Genomic DNA, 17,123 nt, shown 5'->3' on the forward strand with positions numbered 1-17,123 from the left:
ACCTCTCCTGTTGAGATTAAAAAATAACGAATTAAGCGTTCATTATGACCATGTTCTTAGTATATCGCCCTTAAAGATCAGGCGAAAACGGGAATCAACAGGTAGACTTAGGCCAAAACGACGCGTCTTTATCAAGGGGAACTCATGACGTATCAACAAGCTGGACGCATTGCAATCCTAAAAAGAGTTGTTGGGTGGGTTATTTTTATTCCGGCACTGCTTTCCACGCTCATCTCAGTCCTTAAATTTATGTATGCGCACAGTGAAAAGCAGGAGGGGATAAATGCGGTAATGCTGGATTTTACCCACGTAATGATAGACATGATGCGCGTGAATACGCCGTTTCTGAATGTTTTTTGGTACAACTCGCCGACGCCGAATTTTCAGGGAAGCCTGAATATCGGTTTCTGGCTCATTTTTATTCTGATTTTTGTCGGGCTGGCGATGCAGGATTCCGGCGCCAGAATGAGCCGTCAGTCACGTTTTTTGCGTGAAGGCGTGGAAGATCAGTTGATCCTGGAAAAAGCAAAAGGCGCGGAAGGGCTAACGCGTGAGCAGATAGAGTCACGTATCGTGGTGCCGCACCATACCATCTTTTTACAGTTTTTCCCGCTCTATATTTTGCCGGTCATTATTATCGTGCTCGGCTACTTTTTCTTTTCCTTGTTAGGCTTCATGTAAACTGAAAAATGCCGGATAGTCCGTATCCGGCATGGGCTGGACCTATACCGCAAGCAGCCGATCCATCGCTTTTTGCGCAGTAGCCAGGTGCTGACCGCCAAACAGCCTTGCCCGATTAAGCAGGGTGTAGAGCTGGTAAATCGGCTGCCTGTCGAGAAAATCCAGCGGTAGCGGCGAAACGGACTGATAGCCATCATAAATCTGCGGTGGCTGATCGGTATGCAGCGGCAGCATCGCCAGATCGCATTCTCTGTCGCCCCAATAGCAGGCTGGATCGAAGATATAGGGGCCGTCAGGGCCAAGCGCGCAGTTCGCCGACCATAGATCGCCATGCAAAAGAGAAGGCTGCGGTTGATGCGACGCCAGACGTTGCTGAACATGTTCAACAATGGCGTCAATATTACCAAAGGTAATGCCTTTTTCCGCAGCGAGTTCAAGCTGCCAGCCAATGCGCTGTTCGGCGAAAAAAGTCGACCAACGGCGTTGCCAGGTATTCGGCTGCGGCGTGGTAGAGAGCGCGTTATCAAAATCGAGGCCGAATTGAGGTTGGTCGCTCCATTGGTGCAGGCGCGCCAGCTGTTGCCCAAGAATAAACGCATTATGGGCATCCAGCGGGCGGGGCGAGAGGTAGTCCATGACTAAAAAGCTGTAATCCCGATCCGAACCTACCGCCCATACCTTAGGCACAACAACGGTTTTACTGCGGGAGAGCAGCTCCAGCTGATCGGCTTCAGCGGTAAAACCGCGAAGCATTTCTCGTTCATCGCACTTTACGAAAAAATCATGGCCTGCATAACGTAAATGCCATGCGGCATGAACTTCTCCGCCTGGCAGTTCATTACGCAGTTCGATTTCGCCTTCACCGACTTGCTCGCTTAAAAGACGACTGATAGCTTGCCACATAATGTCTCTCCCCACGTTGTCTGCCAGATCATAAGGTTAGCGCAAAAATGCGGTTGAAAAATACGAACTAACGCACATCGCGGACGCGCCGCGGCGGGAATGGCACTTATTGTGCGTTTTTACTCCACGCCTCCCAGGTCGCCACGGTAATGTCGACATCCTTATCTAACGCGCTTTTCGCAAGTCCGGCGACAAGCGCTTTGATTTCATCAGCGCTCTGAGCGCTAACAAAGCCAAACGTATTGGTGCCGAGCTCATGCACATTCCCTTCATCGTCCGTTAATGTCAGCAAAAAACCGCTACGCGTCAGATGGTTATTGAGTTCGTTAATCTCGGTCAGGGAATCTTCATGGAAGGTTACGGTAATAACATAACGGGTAATATCGCCACTGGCCATCGTTCACCTCGTTGGGAGCAACTGTGTTTTTAACAGCGGCGGATGCGCCGCCCGTTAACCGATTTTCCGTTATCCCCCTCGGCGAGGGGGAAACGATTATTGCGCGGAAAGATAGGCGTATATTTTTTGGGTATCGTCACGAGAACACAGACGCGTACCTTGATTGAGCGTAGCAGCGCTGCCTGCCGCCACACCGAAGCGCACCATCTCTTCCAGCGACGCGTCTTGCGCCAGTTTTAACGTCATCGCGCCTACCATACTGTCGCCTGCGCCAACAGTACTTTGACTTTTCACCGGGGGAGGAACAACCTGGATGCAATTCTCACTGTCTATACCCAGCGCCCCTTGCGGCCCCAGAGAGACCACTACCCGGCGAGCCTTGCCGCTTTGCACTAATTCCTGGGCCGCTTTACGCACATCATCAGGCTGCGTCAGATCACGATTAACCAACGCGCTCAATTCTTTCAGGTTCGGTTTCACCAGTTCGATATCGCCAAGCGCCAGCGCGGCGGTGAGCGCGTCGCCAGAGCTATCAATAATGCAGCGAATGCCTTGCTTCTGCGCGGCGGAAATCAGTTGCGTGAGTTTCTCGACCTTAACGCCGGGCGGAAGGCTGCCGCTGATAACCAGAATTGCCCCGGATTCAATTTCCAGTACCTGTTCTTCAAGCTGGCGAAATTCGTCATCGTCCAGCGTGGCGCCGGGCATAACAAAACGATACTGTTCGCCGCTGGACTCGACGTGGACGTGCAGGTTCTGACGCGTCCAGTCCTTCGCATCGACGGTAGACACGGGGACATTTTCGTCAGCCAGTAGTGCGACCAGATGTTCGCCGGTAGCGCCGCCAGCCGGGAAAATTGCGGTCGCGGTGCCGCCAAGATGCGCAATGGCGCGAGCGACATTAATACCCCCGCCGCCGGGTTCGAATACCGGCGCGGAGCACCGCAGTTTACCTTCGGGATAAATTTGCGGCGTGATTGTTGCGCTATCGAGAGAGGGCGCAAGCGTCAACGTATAGATACGTACCATCGTTACCTCCTGTTAGGCTGATTTCAGTCTGGCACTTAATCCCCGGAAAGTGAAGGAATTAACAATATGATTTTCCGGATCTTTATTTAAAGAAGTACGATGTAAAGTTATATAAATAAATGAATGCTTCGGGAGGGTTCTTATTCAAAAAATGAAATAGTAATTGATTGCTATGTTATTCGGGGCTTCTTATAATTCGCTACCTTTCCAGGGGCGTTTGTCATTGATCCCTATGAAAGTTTCCGGGACCGTCGTGGTCTCTTTTTTAGTTGTACGGACTCTATATAAATGAAGCTTTTGAAGGCAGTACCCGCTGTAGTTATGCTGGCGGGTGGCGTGTTCGCGTCTCTGTATGCCGCCGCCGATGATTCCGTTTTTACTGTCATGGATGATCCCTCCACCGCGAAAAAACCTTTTGAAGGTAATCTGAATGCGGGCTACCTTGCTCAGTCAGGCAATACTAAAAGTTCTTCCTTAACGGCTGACACGGCGATGACCTGGTATGGACAACGTACCGCCTGGTCATTATGGGGCAATGCCAGCAATACCTCCTCTAATGATGAGCGCTCTTCAGAAAAATATGCGATAGGCGCGCGTAACCGTTTTAATATGACGGATTATGATTATACCTTTGGCCAGGCCAGTTGGCTGACAGACCGTTTCAACGGTTATCGTCAGCGCGACGTACTGACCGCCGGTTACGGGCGGCAGTTCCTTAATGGCCCAGTGCACAGCTTCCGTTTTGAATTCGGTCCTGGGGTTCGCTATGACGAACATACGGACGATACTACTGAAACGCAGCCGTTGGGTTATGCTTCCGGCAGCTATGCCTGGCAGTTAACTGACAATGCTAAGTTTACACAGGGGGTGTCAGTATTTGGCGCAGAAGACACCACACTAAATTCGGAAACAGCCCTCAATGTCGCCATTAACGAACATTTTGGTCTAAAGGTGGGGTATAATTTAACGTGGAACTCGCAGCCGCCTGAATCAGCGCCTGAACATACCGATCGCCGCACTACGGTAACGCTGGGCTATAAGATGTAATATTGCGCCGGGTTACGTTACGTAACCCGGTTATTCCGTGGTGACGCCTCAGAAGAAGAAGGTGATGTCGCCGTTGATATAAGAATAGTCGTCTCCGGTGCGAAATTCCGACGTGACTTTGTTTAAAGAAAGAGAAAATGCGACGGGAGAATAGCCGATGGTGGCACCGACGCGATATTCATCCACGGTTTTATTAATATCCACCGTTTCCATTTTTGTTTGCAGCGTTTTCCCCTGTAATGTGTAGTTTTTATCAACTTCCCTGCGCTCAACGCCAGCAAATACTTTATAGATCAATCCCTCTTTTTGAGTGTGTATTAACCCTCGGCGGGACAGTAACCCAAACCCATTATCAGAGTTGAAGGTCTTATCATTTCCCAGCGCAACGGTTGCGCCGTACCCCAAATACTGGAAGAGATTGCCGCCGACAGCAGAGACTTCTGGATAGAAGCCCACATTGACACCCAGAATATCAATAGCTGGCGTAAGGGAGACCATTCCTTTTGCCGTGTAACCATAACGGTTTTCAATTTGATCCTGCCAGGCAGGGTATTTTTCTGCGCCTATTATTCGATGCGCCCGATTCTGAACCTCCTGACCGCCTGCGTCAGGACCAATAACGCCAATATCGGTACCTAAACGATAACGTAACCAATTGGTGGCTAATGAATTCCACTCCAGTCCGGTATGAAGAAAGGCGCTGAACGCGCGGTCGCCTTTGACGGCTTCAGGCTTTCTCTTATTGGCGCCTGATGGAGAATAAATATCTTGCGCGATATGAAAAGAGAGTTGACTGGCGTCAGTGAGATCGTGGCTGTAGCCTAAAAAGAGCCCGGCAGTATAATCACCCCGGTCTGCAGCCTTGTGCCCATAAAGGGCATTTAAGGATGGTTGAAATATACCTGCATCATCATTCGCCACTGAAATAGCAAGGCTACTGGCATTGGCCATTGTGGTCGTACTGAGTATGGCGGCAATCATCGTTGCGCAATAGCTGTATTTGTTCACTTTTTACCCCTGAATATGAAAGTGAATACTCTTATTTTTACAAAGTAATAAGCACAGCAGCATGATGCGCAGTGCTTATTAAACCTTTAAATATAACTAAACTCCTGCCAGCAGCGAGTCATTGAGAGGATACGTTGCCTTAATGTTGAAAAATGGTGTTAAAAAACATGCGCCAGATATTATTGAATATCCATTTTTCATTCGCTATCTGAGTGCGAGAAATTATTGGCTTCACGATTATGCATATAATACGATGTTTTTTGGTATCAATATGGATATCACGTTGTATTCTTTTGAGCTCATTTTCTTTGATGGCTTCGATGTTTATCTGTTATTAATTTTTACCGTGATAGTGTTGTCTTTAATGATGAGAGTATCTAACGGCTGGTAGGGTAATATAACCAAATTATTACTATCTGAATTATTAGGGCAGTTATTATTAAGGAAGAAAAAGTGAATAAGACCATTAATCTGCTAAAATTACTGCCCGTAGTATTATTAAGCGCATGTACTACATCGTATCCTCCCCAGGATACAACATCGGCACCCGAGTTACCCCATCGTAACGTACTCGTTCAACAACCTGATAACTGTAGCGTTGGCTGTCCTCAAGGAGGAAGTCAACAAACAATCTATCGCCATGTCTATACGCTCAATAATAATAGCGCCACGAAATTTGCCAACTGGGTTGCCTATAGCGTGACAAAGACCAGCCAGGCAAGCGGTCGCCCGCGGAACTGGGCGCAGGACCCCGATTTACCGCCCTCGGATACGTTGGCCCCTTCGGCCTATAAAAATGCCCATACGCTATTAAAAGTCGACAGGGGACACCAGGCGCCGTTGGCAGGATTGGGCGGCGTTTCGGACTGGCCGTCGTTAAATTATTTATCGAATATTACGCCGCAGAAATCCGCCCTGAACCAGGGAGCATGGGCTGCACTGGAAAACCGGGTGCGCGAACTTGCCAAACAGGCTGATGTATCTGTAGTGCACGTAGTGACCGGCCCCCTTTTTGAGCGGCATATCGCCACATTGCCAGAAGATGCGACGGTAGAAATTCCCAGCGGGTACTGGAAGGTTTTATTCACCGGAACGGCGCCGTCAAAAAGTGAAGGAAATTACGCTGCGTTTATTATGGATCAGAATACGCCTCGTTCGGCGAATTTTTGCGACTATCAGGTTACCGTGGAGGCTATCGAACATAAAACGAAGCCAGTGCTGACGCTGTGGTCTGCCTTGCCTGAAGCGGTAGCCAGCGAGGTGAAAACGACAAAGGGGAGTCTGGCGCAGAAGTTAGGTTGTCGATGAGAAGCGCTATACGGCGCGTGGAAAGATAATGGAGAAACTCTGTCAAGGGCCTTGATTTGCTACAGAGTGATGCAATCTCCCTTTTTTTAGTGTTACCATCGTCATGCCGGACGAAAATAGCGATTTTCGTCTGTGTCGAAGGTTGTGCGCCAATTTAGCAATGGTTGGCTAGATGGATACACAACTCACTGTCAATAAATTCATTTTCTCTTTGTATGTGATCTTGCGTATGGGTCACCACTGCAAATAAGGATATTACATGCCTGTTATTACTCTTCCTGATGGCAGCCAACGCCATTATGACCACCCTGTAAGCCCGATGGATGTTGCTCTGGACATTGGTCCTGGCCTGGCGAAAGCCACCATTGCGGGCCGTGTGAATGGCGAGCTGGTTGATGCTTCCGATCTGATTGAAAATGATGCGACGCTTTCCATCATCACCGCAAAAGATGAAGAGGGTCTGGAGATCATTCGTCACTCTTGCGCGCATCTGTTAGGTCACGCTATCAAGCAACTTTGGCCGCACACGAAAATGGCGATCGGCCCGGTTGTCGACAACGGTTTTTACTATGACGTTGATCTTGACCGCACGCTAACTCAGGAAGATGTCGAAGCGCTCGAAAAGCGGATGCATGAGCTCGCCGAGAAAAATTACGACGTTATCAAGAAGAAAGTCAGCTGGCACGAAGCGCGTGAAACCTTCGTGAAGCGTGGTGAAAGCTACAAAGTTTCCATTCTTGATGAAAACATTGCTCATGATGACAAGCCAGGCTTGTACCATCATGAAGAATATGTCGACATGTGTCGTGGTCCGCACGTGCCGAATATGCGTTTCTGCCATCACTTTAAACTGATGAAAACTGCCGGCGCATACTGGCGCGGTGACAGCAATAATAAGATGTTGCAGCGTATTTACGGTACGGCATGGGCAGATAAAAAAGCCCTGAACGCTTATCTGCAGCGCCTGGAAGAGGCCGCAAAACGCGACCACCGTAAAATTGGTAAGCAGCTCGACCTGTATCATATGCAGGAAGAAGCGCCGGGCATGGTGTTCTGGCATAACGACGGCTGGACTATCTTCCGCGAGCTGGAGGTCTTTGTTCGTTCTAAACTCAAAGAGTACCAGTATCAAGAAGTTAAAGGCCCGTTCATGATGGACCGTGTGCTGTGGGAAAAAACCGGGCACTGGGACAACTATAAAGATGCGATGTTCACCACATCCTCAGAAAACCGCGAATATTGCATCAAGCCGATGAACTGCCCGGGCCACGTTCAGATCTTTAACCAGGGTCTGAAATCCTATCGTGATTTGCCGCTGCGTATGGCGGAATTCGGTAGCTGCCACCGTAACGAGCCATCAGGCGCGCTGCATGGTCTGATGCGCGTACGCGGCTTTACGCAGGATGATGCGCATATCTTCTGCACCGAAGAGCAGATCCGCGATGAAGTTAACGCTTGTATTCGTATGGTCTACGATATGTACAGCACCTTTGGCTTCGAGAAGATCGTCGTCAAGCTTTCCACTCGTCCTGACAAGCGTATCGGCAGCGATGAGATGTGGGATCGTGCTGAGGCGGATCTGGCGGTTGCGCTGGAAGAAAATAATATCCCGTTTGAGTATCAACTGGGTGAAGGCGCATTCTACGGTCCGAAAATTGAATTTACCTTATATGACTGCCTCGATCGTGCATGGCAGTGCGGTACAGTACAGCTGGACTTCTCCTTACCGTCTCGTCTGAGCGCCTCCTATGTAGGCGAAGACAACGAGCGTAAGGTGCCGGTAATGATTCACCGTGCGATTCTTGGGTCGATGGAACGCTTCATCGGTATCCTGACCGAAGAGTTCGCTGGTTTCTTCCCGACATGGCTCGCGCCTGTTCAGGTAGTCGTGATGAATATTACCGATTCGCAGTCTGAATACGTTAACGAATTGACGCAGAAACTACAAAATGCGGGCATTCGTGTAAAAGCAGACTTGAGAAATGAGAAGATTGGCTTTAAAATCCGCGAGCACACTTTACGTCGTGTCCCTTATATGTTGGTCTGTGGTGATAAAGAGGTGGAAGCAGGCAAAGTTGCCGTTCGCACCCGCCGCGGTAAAGACCTGGGCAGTCTGGACGTAAATGACGTGATTGAGAAGCTGCAACAAGAGATTCGCAGCCGCAGTCTTCAACAACTGGAGGAATAAAGTATTAAAGGCGGAAAACGAGTTCAAACGGCGCGTCCGAATCGTATTAATAGCGAAATTCGCGCGCAAGAAGTTCGCTTAACAGGTCTGGAAGGCGAGCAGCTTGGTATTGTGAGTCTGAGAGAAGCTCTGGAAAAAGCTGAAGAAGCCGGAGTAGACTTAGTCGAAATCAGCCCTAACGCCGAGCCGCCGGTTTGTCGTATAATGGATTACGGCAAATTCCTCTATGAAAAGAGTAAGTCTTCTAAGGAACAGAAGAAAAAGCAAAAAGTTATCCAGGTGAAGGAAATTAAATTCCGTCCTGGGACAGATGAAGGCGACTATCAGGTAAAACTCCGCAGCCTGATTCGCTTTCTCGAAGAGGGCGATAAGGCCAAAATCACGCTGCGTTTCCGCGGTCGTGAAATGGCCCACCAGCAAATCGGTATGGAAGTGCTTAATCGCGTGAAAGACGATTTGCAAGAACTGGCAGTGGTCGAATCCTTCCCAACGAAGATCGAAGGCCGTCAGATGATCATGGTGCTTGCTCCTAAGAAGAAACAGTAAGGCCTTCAAGTAACAATTCTGTGAAGCCTTCGGGCTTCACAGGTTTTGTTCGCCTATGTTTCGTTTATTAACAATGCGAAGTGGAAGTTATTAAAATGCCAAAAATTAAGACCGTACGCGGTGCTGCTAAGCGCTTCAAAAAAACCGGTAAAGGTGGTTTTAAGCACAAGCACGCTAACCTGCGTCACATTCTGACCAAAAAAGCGACTAAACGTAAACGTCACCTGCGTCCGAAAGCCATGGTTTCTAAAGGCGATCTGGGCCTGGTTATCGCGTGCCTGCCGTACGCATAAGCCGTTAACGTTTTTAACTTTTTAATTAGAATAGATACAGGAGAGCACATATGGCTCGCGTAAAACGTGGTGTAATTGCACGCGCACGTCACAAGAAAATTTTGAAACAAGCCAAAGGCTACTACGGTGCGCGTTCTCGCGTATACCGCGTTGCCTTCCAGGCAGTTATCAAAGCTGGTCAGTATGCTTACCGTGACCGTCGTCAACGTAAGCGTCAGTTCCGTCAACTGTGGATTGCGCGTATCAACGCAGCAGCACGTCAGAACGGTATTTCTTACAGCAAATTCATCAACGGCCTGAAAAAAGCCTCTGTTGAAATCGACCGTAAGATCCTGGCTGATATCGCCGTATTCGACAAAGTCGCGTTCACCGCGCTGGTTGAAAAAGCGAAAGCAGCTCTGGCATAAGCCAGTGAAAAGAGGGAGCCTGGCTCCCTCTCTTTTATTTACTGTTCAGTGAGTTGACAATTGACCTGTAACCCTTTTCAATAAAGGATATTCGGTTTTACCACATAAGGTAACGCAAGCATGAACGCTGCTATTTTCCGTTTCTTTTTTTACTTTAGCACCTGATCCCAGGAGGCTAGCGCGTGAAAAACGAAACGAAAAACAGCGCAAAAAAGCCTCCTGATGGAGGCTTTTTTTGTATCTGAAATCGAGAGATTACGTCCAATGAACCGGTGTCTTCACCGACACAATGAGGAAAACCATGTCACATCTCGCAGAGCTGGTTGCCAATGCAGCGGCCGCCATTAACCAGGCGTCAGATGTTGCCGCGTTAGACAATGTACGCGTCGAATATTTGGGCAAGAAAGGGCATTTAACCCTTCAGATGACGACCCTACGCGATCTGCCGCCGGAAGAGCGTCCGGCAGCCGGGGCAGTCATTAACGCCGCGAAAGAGCAGGTACAACAGGCTCTTAACGGGCGTAAAGCCGAGCTGGAAAGCGCAGCGCTTAACGCCCGTCTGGCCGCTGAAACCATCGATATCTCCCTGCCGGGGCGCCGTATTGAGAACGGCGGTCTGCATCCGGTCACGCGTACCATTGACCGTATTGAAAGTTTCTTCGGCGAGCTTGGTTTTACCGTGGCTACTGGCCCGGAAATCGAAGATGACTACCATAACTTCGATGCGTTAAACATTCCGGGTCATCATCCGGCCCGCGCCGATCATGATACCTTCTGGTTTGACGCGACCCGTCTGCTGCGGACCCAGACGTCTGGCGTCCAGATCCGGACGATGAAAGCGCAGCAACCGCCGATCCGTATTATTGCGCCGGGCCGTGTATACCGTAATGACTACGACCAGACGCATACTCCGATGTTCCATCAGATGGAAGGTCTGATTGTTGATACCAACATCAGCTTCACCAACCTCAAAGGTACGCTGCACGACTTCCTGCGTAATTTCTTTGAGGAGGATCTGCAGATTCGCTTCCGTCCTTCTTATTTTCCGTTTACCGAACCTTCTGCGGAAGTGGATGTGATGGGTAAAAACGGTAAATGGCTGGAGGTGCTGGGCTGCGGGATGGTGCATCCGAATGTGCTGCGTAATGTCGGTATCGATCCGGAAATCTATTCTGGCTTCGCTTTTGGTATGGGGATGGAACGCCTGACCATGTTGCGTTACGGCGTCACCGACCTGCGTTCATTCTTCGAAAACGATCTGCGTTTCCTTAAACAGTTTAAATAAAGGCAGGATAAAACAATGAAATTCAGCGAACTGTGGTTACGCGAGTGGGTTAACCCGGCAATTGATAGCGATGCGTTGGCTAACCAGATTACGATGGCTGGCCTGGAAGTAGACGGCGTTGAGCCGGTCGCGGGAAGCTTCAATGGCGTTGTGGTTGGGGAAGTGGTTGAGTGCGCCCAGCATCCGAACGCTGACAAATTGCGTGTAACGAAAGTCAACGTTGGCGGAGAACGCCTGTTGGATATCGTCTGCGGCGCGCCAAACTGTCGTCAGGGGCTGAAAGTAGCGGTGGCCACCATTGGCGCTATTCTGCCGGGCGATTTCAAAATTAAAGCGGCGAAACTGCGCGGCGAACCGTCTGAAGGGATGCTGTGCTCCTTCTCCGAACTGGGGATTTCCGACGATCACAGCGGCATTATCGAACTGCCGGCGGATGCGCCGCTGGGTACCGATATCCGTGAATACCTGAAGCTTGACGACAATACCATCGAAATTAGCGTCACGCCGAACCGTGCGGATTGCTTAGGTATCATCGGCGTTGCGCGTGATGTGGCGGTACTGAACAAAGCGCCGCTCCAGGAGCCTGAAATGGCGCCGGTTACGGCAACTATCAGCGATACGCTGCCGATTACAGTAGAGGCCGCTGATGCGTGTCCACGCTATCTGGGCCGGGTGGTAAAAGGCATCAATGTTAACGCGCCGACGCCGCTGTGGATGAAAGAGAAACTGCGTCGCTGCGGTATTCGCTCCATCGATGCGGTGGTTGACGTCACGAACTATGTGCTGCTCGAACTGGGTCAGCCAATGCATGCTTTCGATAAAGATCGCATTGATGGCGGTATTGTCGTGCGGATGGCAAAAGAGGGTGAAACCGTCGTCCTGCTGGACGGTAGCGAAGCGACGTTAAATGCGGACACGCTGGTGATCGCCGATCACCATAAGGCGCTGGGGATAGCCGGTATTTTTGGCGGCGAACATTCCGGCGTGAACGGCGAAACGCAAAATGTGCTGCTGGAGTGTGCGTACTTTAATCCGCTGTCTATCACCGGTCGCGCTCGCCGCCACGGTCTGCATACCGATGCGTCTCACCGCTACGAGCGCGGGGTGGACCCGGCGCTGCAATATAAAGCGATAGAGCGCGCTACTCGTCTGCTTCTTGATATCTGTGGCGGTGATGCGGGTCCGATAATTGATGTGAGCAACGAAGCAACGTTGCCGAAACGCGCCACCATTACGCTGCGTCGCAGTAAACTGGATCGCCTGATCGGGCATCATATTGCGGATGAGCAGGTCAGTGATATTCTGCGTCGTCTGGGCTGTGAAGTGACCGAAGGGCAGGACGAGTGGAAAGCCGTAGCGCCGACCTGGCGTTTCGATATGGAAATTGAAGAAGATCTGGTGGAAGAGGTGGCCCGCGTTTACGGCTATAACAATATTCCGGACGAGCCAATCCAGGCCGGTTTAATCATGGGGACGCACCGTGAAGCCGATCTGTCGTTGAAGCGGGTTAAAACCATGCTGAACGACAAAGGCTATCAGGAAGTGATTACCTATAGCTTTGTCGATCCTAAAGTACAACAGCTCATCCATCCAGGCGCAGAAGCGCTGCTGCTGCCAAACCCTATCTCCGTTGAGATGTCGGCGATGCGTCTGTCTCTGTGGAGCGGATTGTTGGCGACGGTGGTCTATAACCAAAACCGTCAGCAGAATCGCGTGCGTATTTTTGAAACCGGTTTACGTTTCGTTCCGGATACACAAGCCAATCTGGGTATTCGACAGGATCTGATGCTGGCTGGCGTGATTTGCGGTAACCGCTATGATGAGCACTGGAACCTGGCAAAAGAGACCGTTGATTTCTATGATTTGAAAGGCGATCTGGAAGCAGTACTGGATTTAACCGGCAAACTGGGTGATATCCAGTTTAAGGCGGAGATGAATCCGGCTCTGCATCCGGGACAGTCTGCGGCGATTTATCTGAAAGATGAACATATTGGTTTTATTGGGGTTGTTCACCCTGAACTGGAACGTAAACTGGATCTGAATGGTCGTACGCTGGTGTTTGAACTGGAATGGAATAAGCTCGCAGACCGTATCGTGCCGCAGGCGCGGGAGATTTCACGCTTCCCGGCCAACCGTCGCGATATTGCGGTTGTTGTTGCAGAAAACGTTCCCGCAGCGGATATTTTATCCGAATGTAAGAAAGTTGGCGTAAATCAGGTAGTTGGCGTAAACTTATTTGACGTGTACCGCGGTAAGGGTGTTGCGGAGGGTTATAAGAGCCTCGCTATCAGCCTGATCCTTCAGGATACCAACCGTACACTCGAAGAAGAGGAGATTGCCGCTACCGTCGCCAAATGTGTAGAGGCATTAAAAGAGCGATTCCAGGCATCATTGAGGGATTGAACCTATGGCGCTTACAAAAGCTGAAATGTCAGAATATCTGTTTGATAAGCTTGGGCTTAGCAAGCGGGATGCCAAAGAACTGGTTGAACTGTTTTTCGAAGAGATCCGTCGTGCTCTGGAAAACGGTGAGCAGGTGAAACTCTCTGGTTTTGGTAACTTCGATCTGCGTGATAAAAATCAACGTCCGGGGCGTAACCCGAAAACGGGTGAAGATATTCCTATTACAGCACGGCGCGTGGTGACCTTCAGACCCGGGCAGAAGTTAAAGAGCCGGGTCGAAAACGCTTCGCCCAAAGAAGAGTAATCAGATCCAGGCATAACATCCATCAGGGTGTATTGCGGCAGATACGCTGCCATCCCGAAAGTAGATCAGCGGGATGACAGCGTATCTGTCAGCCTGAAAGATGACCCGTATAACTAAAAAGGCCGCATTGCGGCCTTTTTTCTTTCAAGTAAAGGATACCCACCGTAAAATCACGCTACCTCTTTTCAGCTGAATGGATAACATGCTGACTTTTGCCCGCCAACAACAGCGACGAAACGTTCGCTGGCTTCTGAGCCTGTCACTGCTGGTGCTACTGGCTACACTTCTGAGCTTATGCGCAGGCGAACAGTGGATTGCCCCCGGTGACTGGTTAAGCGCCCGGGGGGAACTGTTTGTCTGGCAAATTCGCCTTCCCCGCACGCTTGCGGTATTGCTGGTTGGCGCTGCGCTGGCGCTATCTGGCGCCGTGATGCAGGCGCTGTTTGAAAATCCACTTGCTGAACCGGGCCTGCTCGGCGTTTCGAATGGGGCCGGTGTTGGGCTTATTGCCGCCGTCTTACTGGGGCAGGGGCAACTGCCAGGATGGGCGCTGGGGCTGTGCGCTATAGCCGGCGCGCTCATTATTACGTTAATCCTGCTGCGTTTTGCGCGTCGCCATCTTTCTACCAGCCGCTTGTTGTTGGCGGGCGTCGCGCTAGGCATTATCTGTAGCGCGCTGATGACGTGGGCTATCTATTTTTCCACCTCTTTCGATCTGCGGCAATTAATGTACTGGATGATGGGAGGATTTGGCGGCGTTGACTGGCAGCAGAGCTGGCTAATGATTGCGCTCATCCCGGTACTGATCTGGATATGTTGCCAGTCGCAACCGCTGAATATGCTGGCGCTAGGGGAAACCTCGGCGCGGCAGCTTGGCCTGCCGCTGTGGTTCTGGCGCAATTTGTTGGTCATCGCCACCGGCTGGATGGTGGGCGTCAGCGTGGCGATGGCGGGGGCGATTGGTTTTATCGGTCTGGTTATTCCGCACATCCTGCGCTTATGTGGTTTAACCGATCACCGGGTTTTACTTCCCGGCTGCGCGCTGGCCGGGGCTATCGCCCTGCTATTGGCTGATGTGGTCGCCCGACTGGCGCTGGCGTCGGCTGAACTGCCTATCGGGGTGGTCACCGCCACATTGGGGGCACCAGTGTTTATCTGGCTGCTACTCAAATCCGCGCGTTAGCGCATCGGTAAACAACTGCTTTCATCATTCGCAGTCTATGATTAAAGGCTAACGATGAAACCCGCTATTCTACCGACATCAGGGAGACACCATGCAAAACTCGCTTCTTAATACTCACGTTACGACGATTGATGGAGAGGTTACTACACTTGAAAAATACGCCGGAAAAGTGCTGCTCATTGTAAACGTCGCCTCCAGATGTGGCCTGACGCCGCAATATGAACAGTTGGAAAATATCCAGAAGGCGTGGGCAGATCAGGGGTTTGTCGTGTTGGGTTTTCCCTGCAACCAGTTTATGGGGCAGGAGCCAGGCAGCGAAGAGGAGATTAAAACCTATTGCGCCAGCACCTGGGGCGTCACGTTCCCGATGTTCAGCAAAATTGATGTGAATGGCGACACGCGCCATCCGCTGTATCAAAAACTGATAGCCGCTGCGCCAACGGCAGTCGCGCCGGAGAAGAGCGGCTTTTACGAACGGATGGTAAGCAAAGGGCGTACGCCACTCTATCCGGATGATATTCTGTGGAATTTTGAAAAATTTTTGGTAGGCCGGGATGGTCAGGTGGTACAGCGTTTTTCGCCGGATATGACGCCTGAAGATCCTATTGTGATGGAAAGCATAAAAATCGCGTTGGCAAAATAATGTCTCAATTGATGCAATTAAAGGATGTCGCCGAGAGCACCCGCCTGGGGCCGCTTTCCGGCGAAGTAAGCGCAGGAGAGATCCTTCATCTTGTCGGGCCGAACGGTGCCGGGAAAAGCACGCTACTGGCGCGTATGGCGGGGTTAACCTCCGGCGAGGGGAGCATCAGGTTTGGCGGAGCGCCGCTGGAGGCATGGGCGACGGCAACGCTTGCCCAACACCGCGCTTATCTTGCGCAACAGCAAAATCCGCCGTTCGCCATGCCGGTCTGGCATTACCTGACATTGCATCAACCTGATAAAACGCGAACCGGGCAGCTTAACGAGGTGGCCGATATGCTTGGATTGGGCGACAAACTGGGGCGAAGCGTGAATCAGCTTTCCGGTGGCGAGTGGCAGCGTGTTCGCCTTGCTGCCGTTGTACTACAAATTCATCCCGACGCTAATCCGGTCGGTCAATTATTGCTGCTTGATGAGCCGATGAACAGTCTCGATGTTGCGCAACAAAACGCTCTGGATCGGGTATTACATCATTTATGTCAGGCAGGAATTGCGATTGTGATGAGTAGCCACGATCTGAACCACACGCTGCGCCATGCGCATAAAGCCTGGTTACTAAAGCGCGGTAAACTCATTGCCTGCGGCCGCCGGGAAGAGGTGCTCACCCCCTCTTATCTGGCGCAAGCCTACGGTCTGCGCTTTCGACGACTCGACGTCGAGGGGCATCCAATGCTCATTTCGGCCACTTAAGTAAAATCGTTTCTTGAAAAGCAGGTAATTTCGACGCTAAATTAATACCAAAATAAAAACAGAGGATTGTTGCGGCATGCGTTTTTGGCTTCTTGTTATCACAGCATTGTTCCTGGCAGGATGCAGTACTCATCGGGCACCGGCGCCAAATGCCAGATTATCAGACTCCATTACCGTCATTGCGGGTCTGAACGATCAGTTGCAGTCCTGGCGCGGTACGCCATACCGTTACGGCGGCATGAGTCGCAGAGGCGTGGACTGTTCCGGCTTTGTGGTAGTCACTATGCGCGACAAGTTTGATTTGCAGTTGCCTCGTGATACGCGTGAACAATCAAAAATCGGCACCAGAATCGATAAAGATGAATTGCTGCCCGGAGATTTGGTTTTCTTTAAAACCGGTTCGGGCGAAAGTGGTTTACATGTTGGTATTTACGATACAAATAATGAGTTTATTCATGCCTCTACCAGTCGTGGCGTGATGCGTTCATCGCTGGATAATGTGTACTGGCGAAAAAACTTCTGGCAGGCACGGCGAATTTAACCTCGCAGACGATATAAATTTTATAGTCTATTTTTAACATATCGCCGGTTGAACTTATGACATCTGTTGTCATCATATATAATGATATAACCGTAGCATTTACAAACGTACTTTTATTAAAAACGGGCGTGTTCACGCCCTGTTAAAAGTACAAGATTGAATATTGGTTTATAATCAGAGTAAGTTAAAAAAAGGAACCGGTTCACCG

At 50.5% G+C, this 17,123-nt stretch carries 19 protein-coding genes, 1 pseudogene and 1 other annotated feature; of the genes and pseudogenes, 16 read left to right on the forward strand and 4 right to left on the reverse strand.

Going from position 1 to position 17,123, the window contains the following annotated elements; translation table 11 throughout:
• The first annotated feature begins 144 nt into the window (after window positions 1–144).
• A complete protein-coding gene (locus tag ACLJQJ_RS05220; protein ID WP_000222158.1) occupies window positions 145–681 on the forward strand; it encodes a YniB family protein in 537 nt (178 codons plus the stop codon).
• Window positions 682–723: 42 nt separating this feature from the next.
• Here the strand turns inward: ACLJQJ_RS05220 and ACLJQJ_RS05225 are convergent, their stop codons facing one another.
• The 3 genes from ACLJQJ_RS05225 to pfkB form a co-directional block, all read right to left on the reverse strand.
• Window positions 724–1,584, reverse strand: coding sequence for a fructosamine kinase family protein (locus tag ACLJQJ_RS05225; protein ID WP_000267686.1), 861 nt, complete (start codon window positions 1,582–1,584; stop codon window positions 724–726).
• A gap of 106 nt (window positions 1,585–1,690) precedes the next feature.
• Window positions 1,691–1,981, reverse strand: coding sequence for a type V toxin-antitoxin system endoribonuclease antitoxin GhoS (gene ghoS / locus ACLJQJ_RS05230; protein WP_000146133.1), 291 nt, complete (start codon window positions 1,979–1,981; stop codon window positions 1,691–1,693).
• A gap of 96 nt (window positions 1,982–2,077) precedes the next feature.
• Window positions 2,078–3,010, reverse strand: a complete 933-nt coding sequence (pfkB, locus tag ACLJQJ_RS05235; RefSeq protein WP_000251707.1) for a 6-phosphofructokinase II — start codon at window positions 3,008–3,010, stop codon at window positions 2,078–2,080.
• A 288-nt stretch (window positions 3,011–3,298) separates the two neighbouring features.
• On the opposite strand from pfkB, the gene ACLJQJ_RS05240 reads away from it, so the two are divergent.
• Complete coding sequence (locus ACLJQJ_RS05240) at window positions 3,299–4,057, forward strand: YdiY family protein (protein ID WP_000770979.1); 759 nt, start codon at window positions 3,299–3,301, stop codon at window positions 4,055–4,057.
• Between the two features lie 48 nt (window positions 4,058–4,105).
• Here ACLJQJ_RS05240 and ACLJQJ_RS05245 read toward each other — a convergent pair whose 3' ends face one another.
• On the reverse strand, window positions 4,106–5,065 hold the full coding sequence (locus tag ACLJQJ_RS05245; protein WP_001046434.1) for a lipid A deacylase LpxR family protein: 960 nt from the start codon (window positions 5,063–5,065) through the stop codon (window positions 4,106–4,108).
• A 142-nt stretch (window positions 5,066–5,207) separates the two neighbouring features.
• Between ACLJQJ_RS05245 and ACLJQJ_RS05250 the strand changes: the two are divergent.
• The 14 genes and pseudogenes from ACLJQJ_RS05250 (at window position 5,208) to ACLJQJ_RS05315 (ending at window position 16,915) form a co-directional block, all read left to right on the forward strand.
• A pseudogene (locus tag ACLJQJ_RS05250) lies at window positions 5,208–5,522 on the forward strand (hypothetical protein).
• Window positions 5,519–6,373, forward strand: coding sequence for a DNA/RNA non-specific endonuclease (locus ACLJQJ_RS05255; protein ID WP_001044093.1), 855 nt, complete (start codon window positions 5,519–5,521; stop codon window positions 6,371–6,373). The pseudogene ACLJQJ_RS05250 and the gene ACLJQJ_RS05255 overlap by 4 nt, the downstream one beginning before the upstream one ends.
• Before the next feature lie 259 nt (window positions 6,374–6,632).
• Window positions 6,633–8,561, forward strand: a complete 1,929-nt coding sequence (thrS, locus tag ACLJQJ_RS05260) for a threonine--tRNA ligase (RefSeq protein ID WP_001144226.1) — start codon at window positions 6,633–6,635, stop codon at window positions 8,559–8,561.
• A 3-nt stretch (window positions 8,562–8,564) separates the two neighbouring features.
• Window positions 8,565–9,107 carry a translation initiation factor IF-3 gene (gene infC, locus ACLJQJ_RS05265; RefSeq protein ID WP_001574431.1) on the forward strand — a complete coding sequence of 181 codons (543 nt, stop codon included), beginning with the start codon at window positions 8,565–8,567 and terminating at the stop codon, window positions 9,105–9,107.
• A gap of 95 nt (window positions 9,108–9,202) precedes the next feature.
• On the forward strand, window positions 9,203–9,400 hold the full coding sequence (gene rpmI / locus ACLJQJ_RS05270) for a 50S ribosomal protein L35 (protein ID WP_001124225.1): 198 nt from the start codon (window positions 9,203–9,205) through the stop codon (window positions 9,398–9,400).
• A 50-nt stretch (window positions 9,401–9,450) separates the two neighbouring features.
• Window positions 9,451–9,807 carry a 50S ribosomal protein L20 gene (gene rplT, locus ACLJQJ_RS05275; RefSeq protein WP_000124850.1) on the forward strand — a complete coding sequence of 119 codons (357 nt, stop codon included), beginning with the start codon at window positions 9,451–9,453 and terminating at the stop codon, window positions 9,805–9,807.
• 115 nt (window positions 9,808–9,922) lie between these two features.
• Window positions 9,923–10,046 (forward strand) — a sequence feature (Phe leader region).
• A complete protein-coding gene (gene pheM, locus ACLJQJ_RS05280; protein ID WP_001386830.1) occupies window positions 9,928–9,972 on the forward strand; it encodes a pheST operon leader peptide PheM in 45 nt (14 codons plus the stop codon). It overlaps the preceding feature by 45 nt.
• 62 nt (window positions 10,047–10,108) lie before the next feature.
• Entirely contained in the window at window positions 10,109–11,092 is a 984-nt protein-coding gene (gene pheS, locus ACLJQJ_RS05285) for a phenylalanine--tRNA ligase subunit alpha (protein WP_063809618.1), read from the forward strand.
• 15 nt (window positions 11,093–11,107) lie between these two features.
• Window positions 11,108–13,495, forward strand: a complete 2,388-nt coding sequence (pheT, locus tag ACLJQJ_RS05290) for a phenylalanine--tRNA ligase subunit beta (RefSeq protein ID WP_063809619.1) — start codon at window positions 11,108–11,110, stop codon at window positions 13,493–13,495.
• A gap of 4 nt (window positions 13,496–13,499) precedes the next feature.
• Window positions 13,500–13,799: an integration host factor subunit alpha gene (gene ihfA, locus ACLJQJ_RS05295; protein ID WP_001229266.1), complete on the forward strand. Its 300-nt coding sequence runs from the start codon at window positions 13,500–13,502 to the stop codon at window positions 13,797–13,799.
• A gap of 202 nt (window positions 13,800–14,001) precedes the next feature.
• Window positions 14,002–14,982 carry a vitamin B12 ABC transporter permease BtuC gene (gene btuC, locus ACLJQJ_RS05300; protein WP_000954982.1) on the forward strand — a complete coding sequence of 327 codons (981 nt, stop codon included), beginning with the start codon at window positions 14,002–14,004 and terminating at the stop codon, window positions 14,980–14,982.
• 91 nt (window positions 14,983–15,073) lie between these two features.
• Window positions 15,074–15,625, forward strand: a complete 552-nt coding sequence (locus ACLJQJ_RS05305; RefSeq protein ID WP_063809620.1) for a glutathione peroxidase — start codon at window positions 15,074–15,076, stop codon at window positions 15,623–15,625.
• Complete coding sequence (gene btuD / locus ACLJQJ_RS05310) at window positions 15,625–16,374, forward strand: vitamin B12 ABC transporter ATP-binding protein BtuD (RefSeq protein WP_000080607.1); 750 nt, start codon at window positions 15,625–15,627, stop codon at window positions 16,372–16,374. The genes ACLJQJ_RS05305 and btuD overlap by 1 nt, the downstream gene beginning before the upstream one ends.
• Before the next feature lie 76 nt (window positions 16,375–16,450).
• Window positions 16,451–16,915 (forward strand): C40 family peptidase, encoded by a 465-nt coding sequence (locus ACLJQJ_RS05315; RefSeq protein WP_001213256.1) that lies wholly within the window; start codon window positions 16,451–16,453, stop codon window positions 16,913–16,915.
• Window positions 16,916–17,123 lie beyond the last annotated feature (208 nt).

Origin of the sequence: Salmonella sp. SAL04202 (genome assembly GCF_046550775.1) — a bacterium.
Lineage (GTDB): Bacteria > Pseudomonadota > Gammaproteobacteria > Enterobacterales > Enterobacteriaceae > Salmonella > Salmonella enterica.

What these genes read in the sequence shown, in the direction of transcription:
- btuD (WP_000080607.1), top strand. Translation starts at nt 15,625, where the DNA reads ATGTCTCAATTGATGCAATTAAAGGATGTCGCCGAGAGCACCCGCCTG.
- btuC (WP_000954982.1), top strand. Translation starts at nt 14,002, where the DNA reads ATGCTGACTTTTGCCCGCCAACAACAGCGACGAAACGTTCGCTGGCTT.
- pfkB (WP_000251707.1), bottom strand. Translation starts at nt 3,010, where the DNA reads ATGGTACGTATCTATACGTTGACGCTTGCGCCCTCTCTCGATAGCGCA.
- rplT (WP_000124850.1), top strand. Translation starts at nt 9,451, where the DNA reads ATGGCTCGCGTAAAACGTGGTGTAATTGCACGCGCACGTCACAAGAAA.
- ACLJQJ_RS05225 (WP_000267686.1), bottom strand. Translation starts at nt 1,584, where the DNA reads ATGTGGCAAGCTATCAGTCGTCTTTTAAGCGAGCAAGTCGGTGAAGGC.
- ACLJQJ_RS05220 (WP_000222158.1), top strand. Translation starts at nt 145, where the DNA reads ATGACGTATCAACAAGCTGGACGCATTGCAATCCTAAAAAGAGTTGTT.
- rpmI (WP_001124225.1), top strand. Translation starts at nt 9,203, where the DNA reads ATGCCAAAAATTAAGACCGTACGCGGTGCTGCTAAGCGCTTCAAAAAA.
- pheT (WP_063809619.1), top strand. Translation starts at nt 11,108, where the DNA reads ATGAAATTCAGCGAACTGTGGTTACGCGAGTGGGTTAACCCGGCAATT.
- ghoS (WP_000146133.1), bottom strand. Translation starts at nt 1,981, where the DNA reads ATGGCCAGTGGCGATATTACCCGTTATGTTATTACCGTAACCTTCCAT.
- pheS (WP_063809618.1), top strand. Translation starts at nt 10,109, where the DNA reads ATGTCACATCTCGCAGAGCTGGTTGCCAATGCAGCGGCCGCCATTAAC.
- ACLJQJ_RS05305 (WP_063809620.1), top strand. Translation starts at nt 15,074, where the DNA reads ATGCAAAACTCGCTTCTTAATACTCACGTTACGACGATTGATGGAGAG.
- ACLJQJ_RS05240 (WP_000770979.1), top strand. Translation starts at nt 3,299, where the DNA reads ATGAAGCTTTTGAAGGCAGTACCCGCTGTAGTTATGCTGGCGGGTGGC.
- ACLJQJ_RS05315 (WP_001213256.1), top strand. Translation starts at nt 16,451, where the DNA reads ATGCGTTTTTGGCTTCTTGTTATCACAGCATTGTTCCTGGCAGGATGC.
- ihfA (WP_001229266.1), top strand. Translation starts at nt 13,500, where the DNA reads ATGGCGCTTACAAAAGCTGAAATGTCAGAATATCTGTTTGATAAGCTT.
- thrS (WP_001144226.1), top strand. Translation starts at nt 6,633, where the DNA reads ATGCCTGTTATTACTCTTCCTGATGGCAGCCAACGCCATTATGACCAC.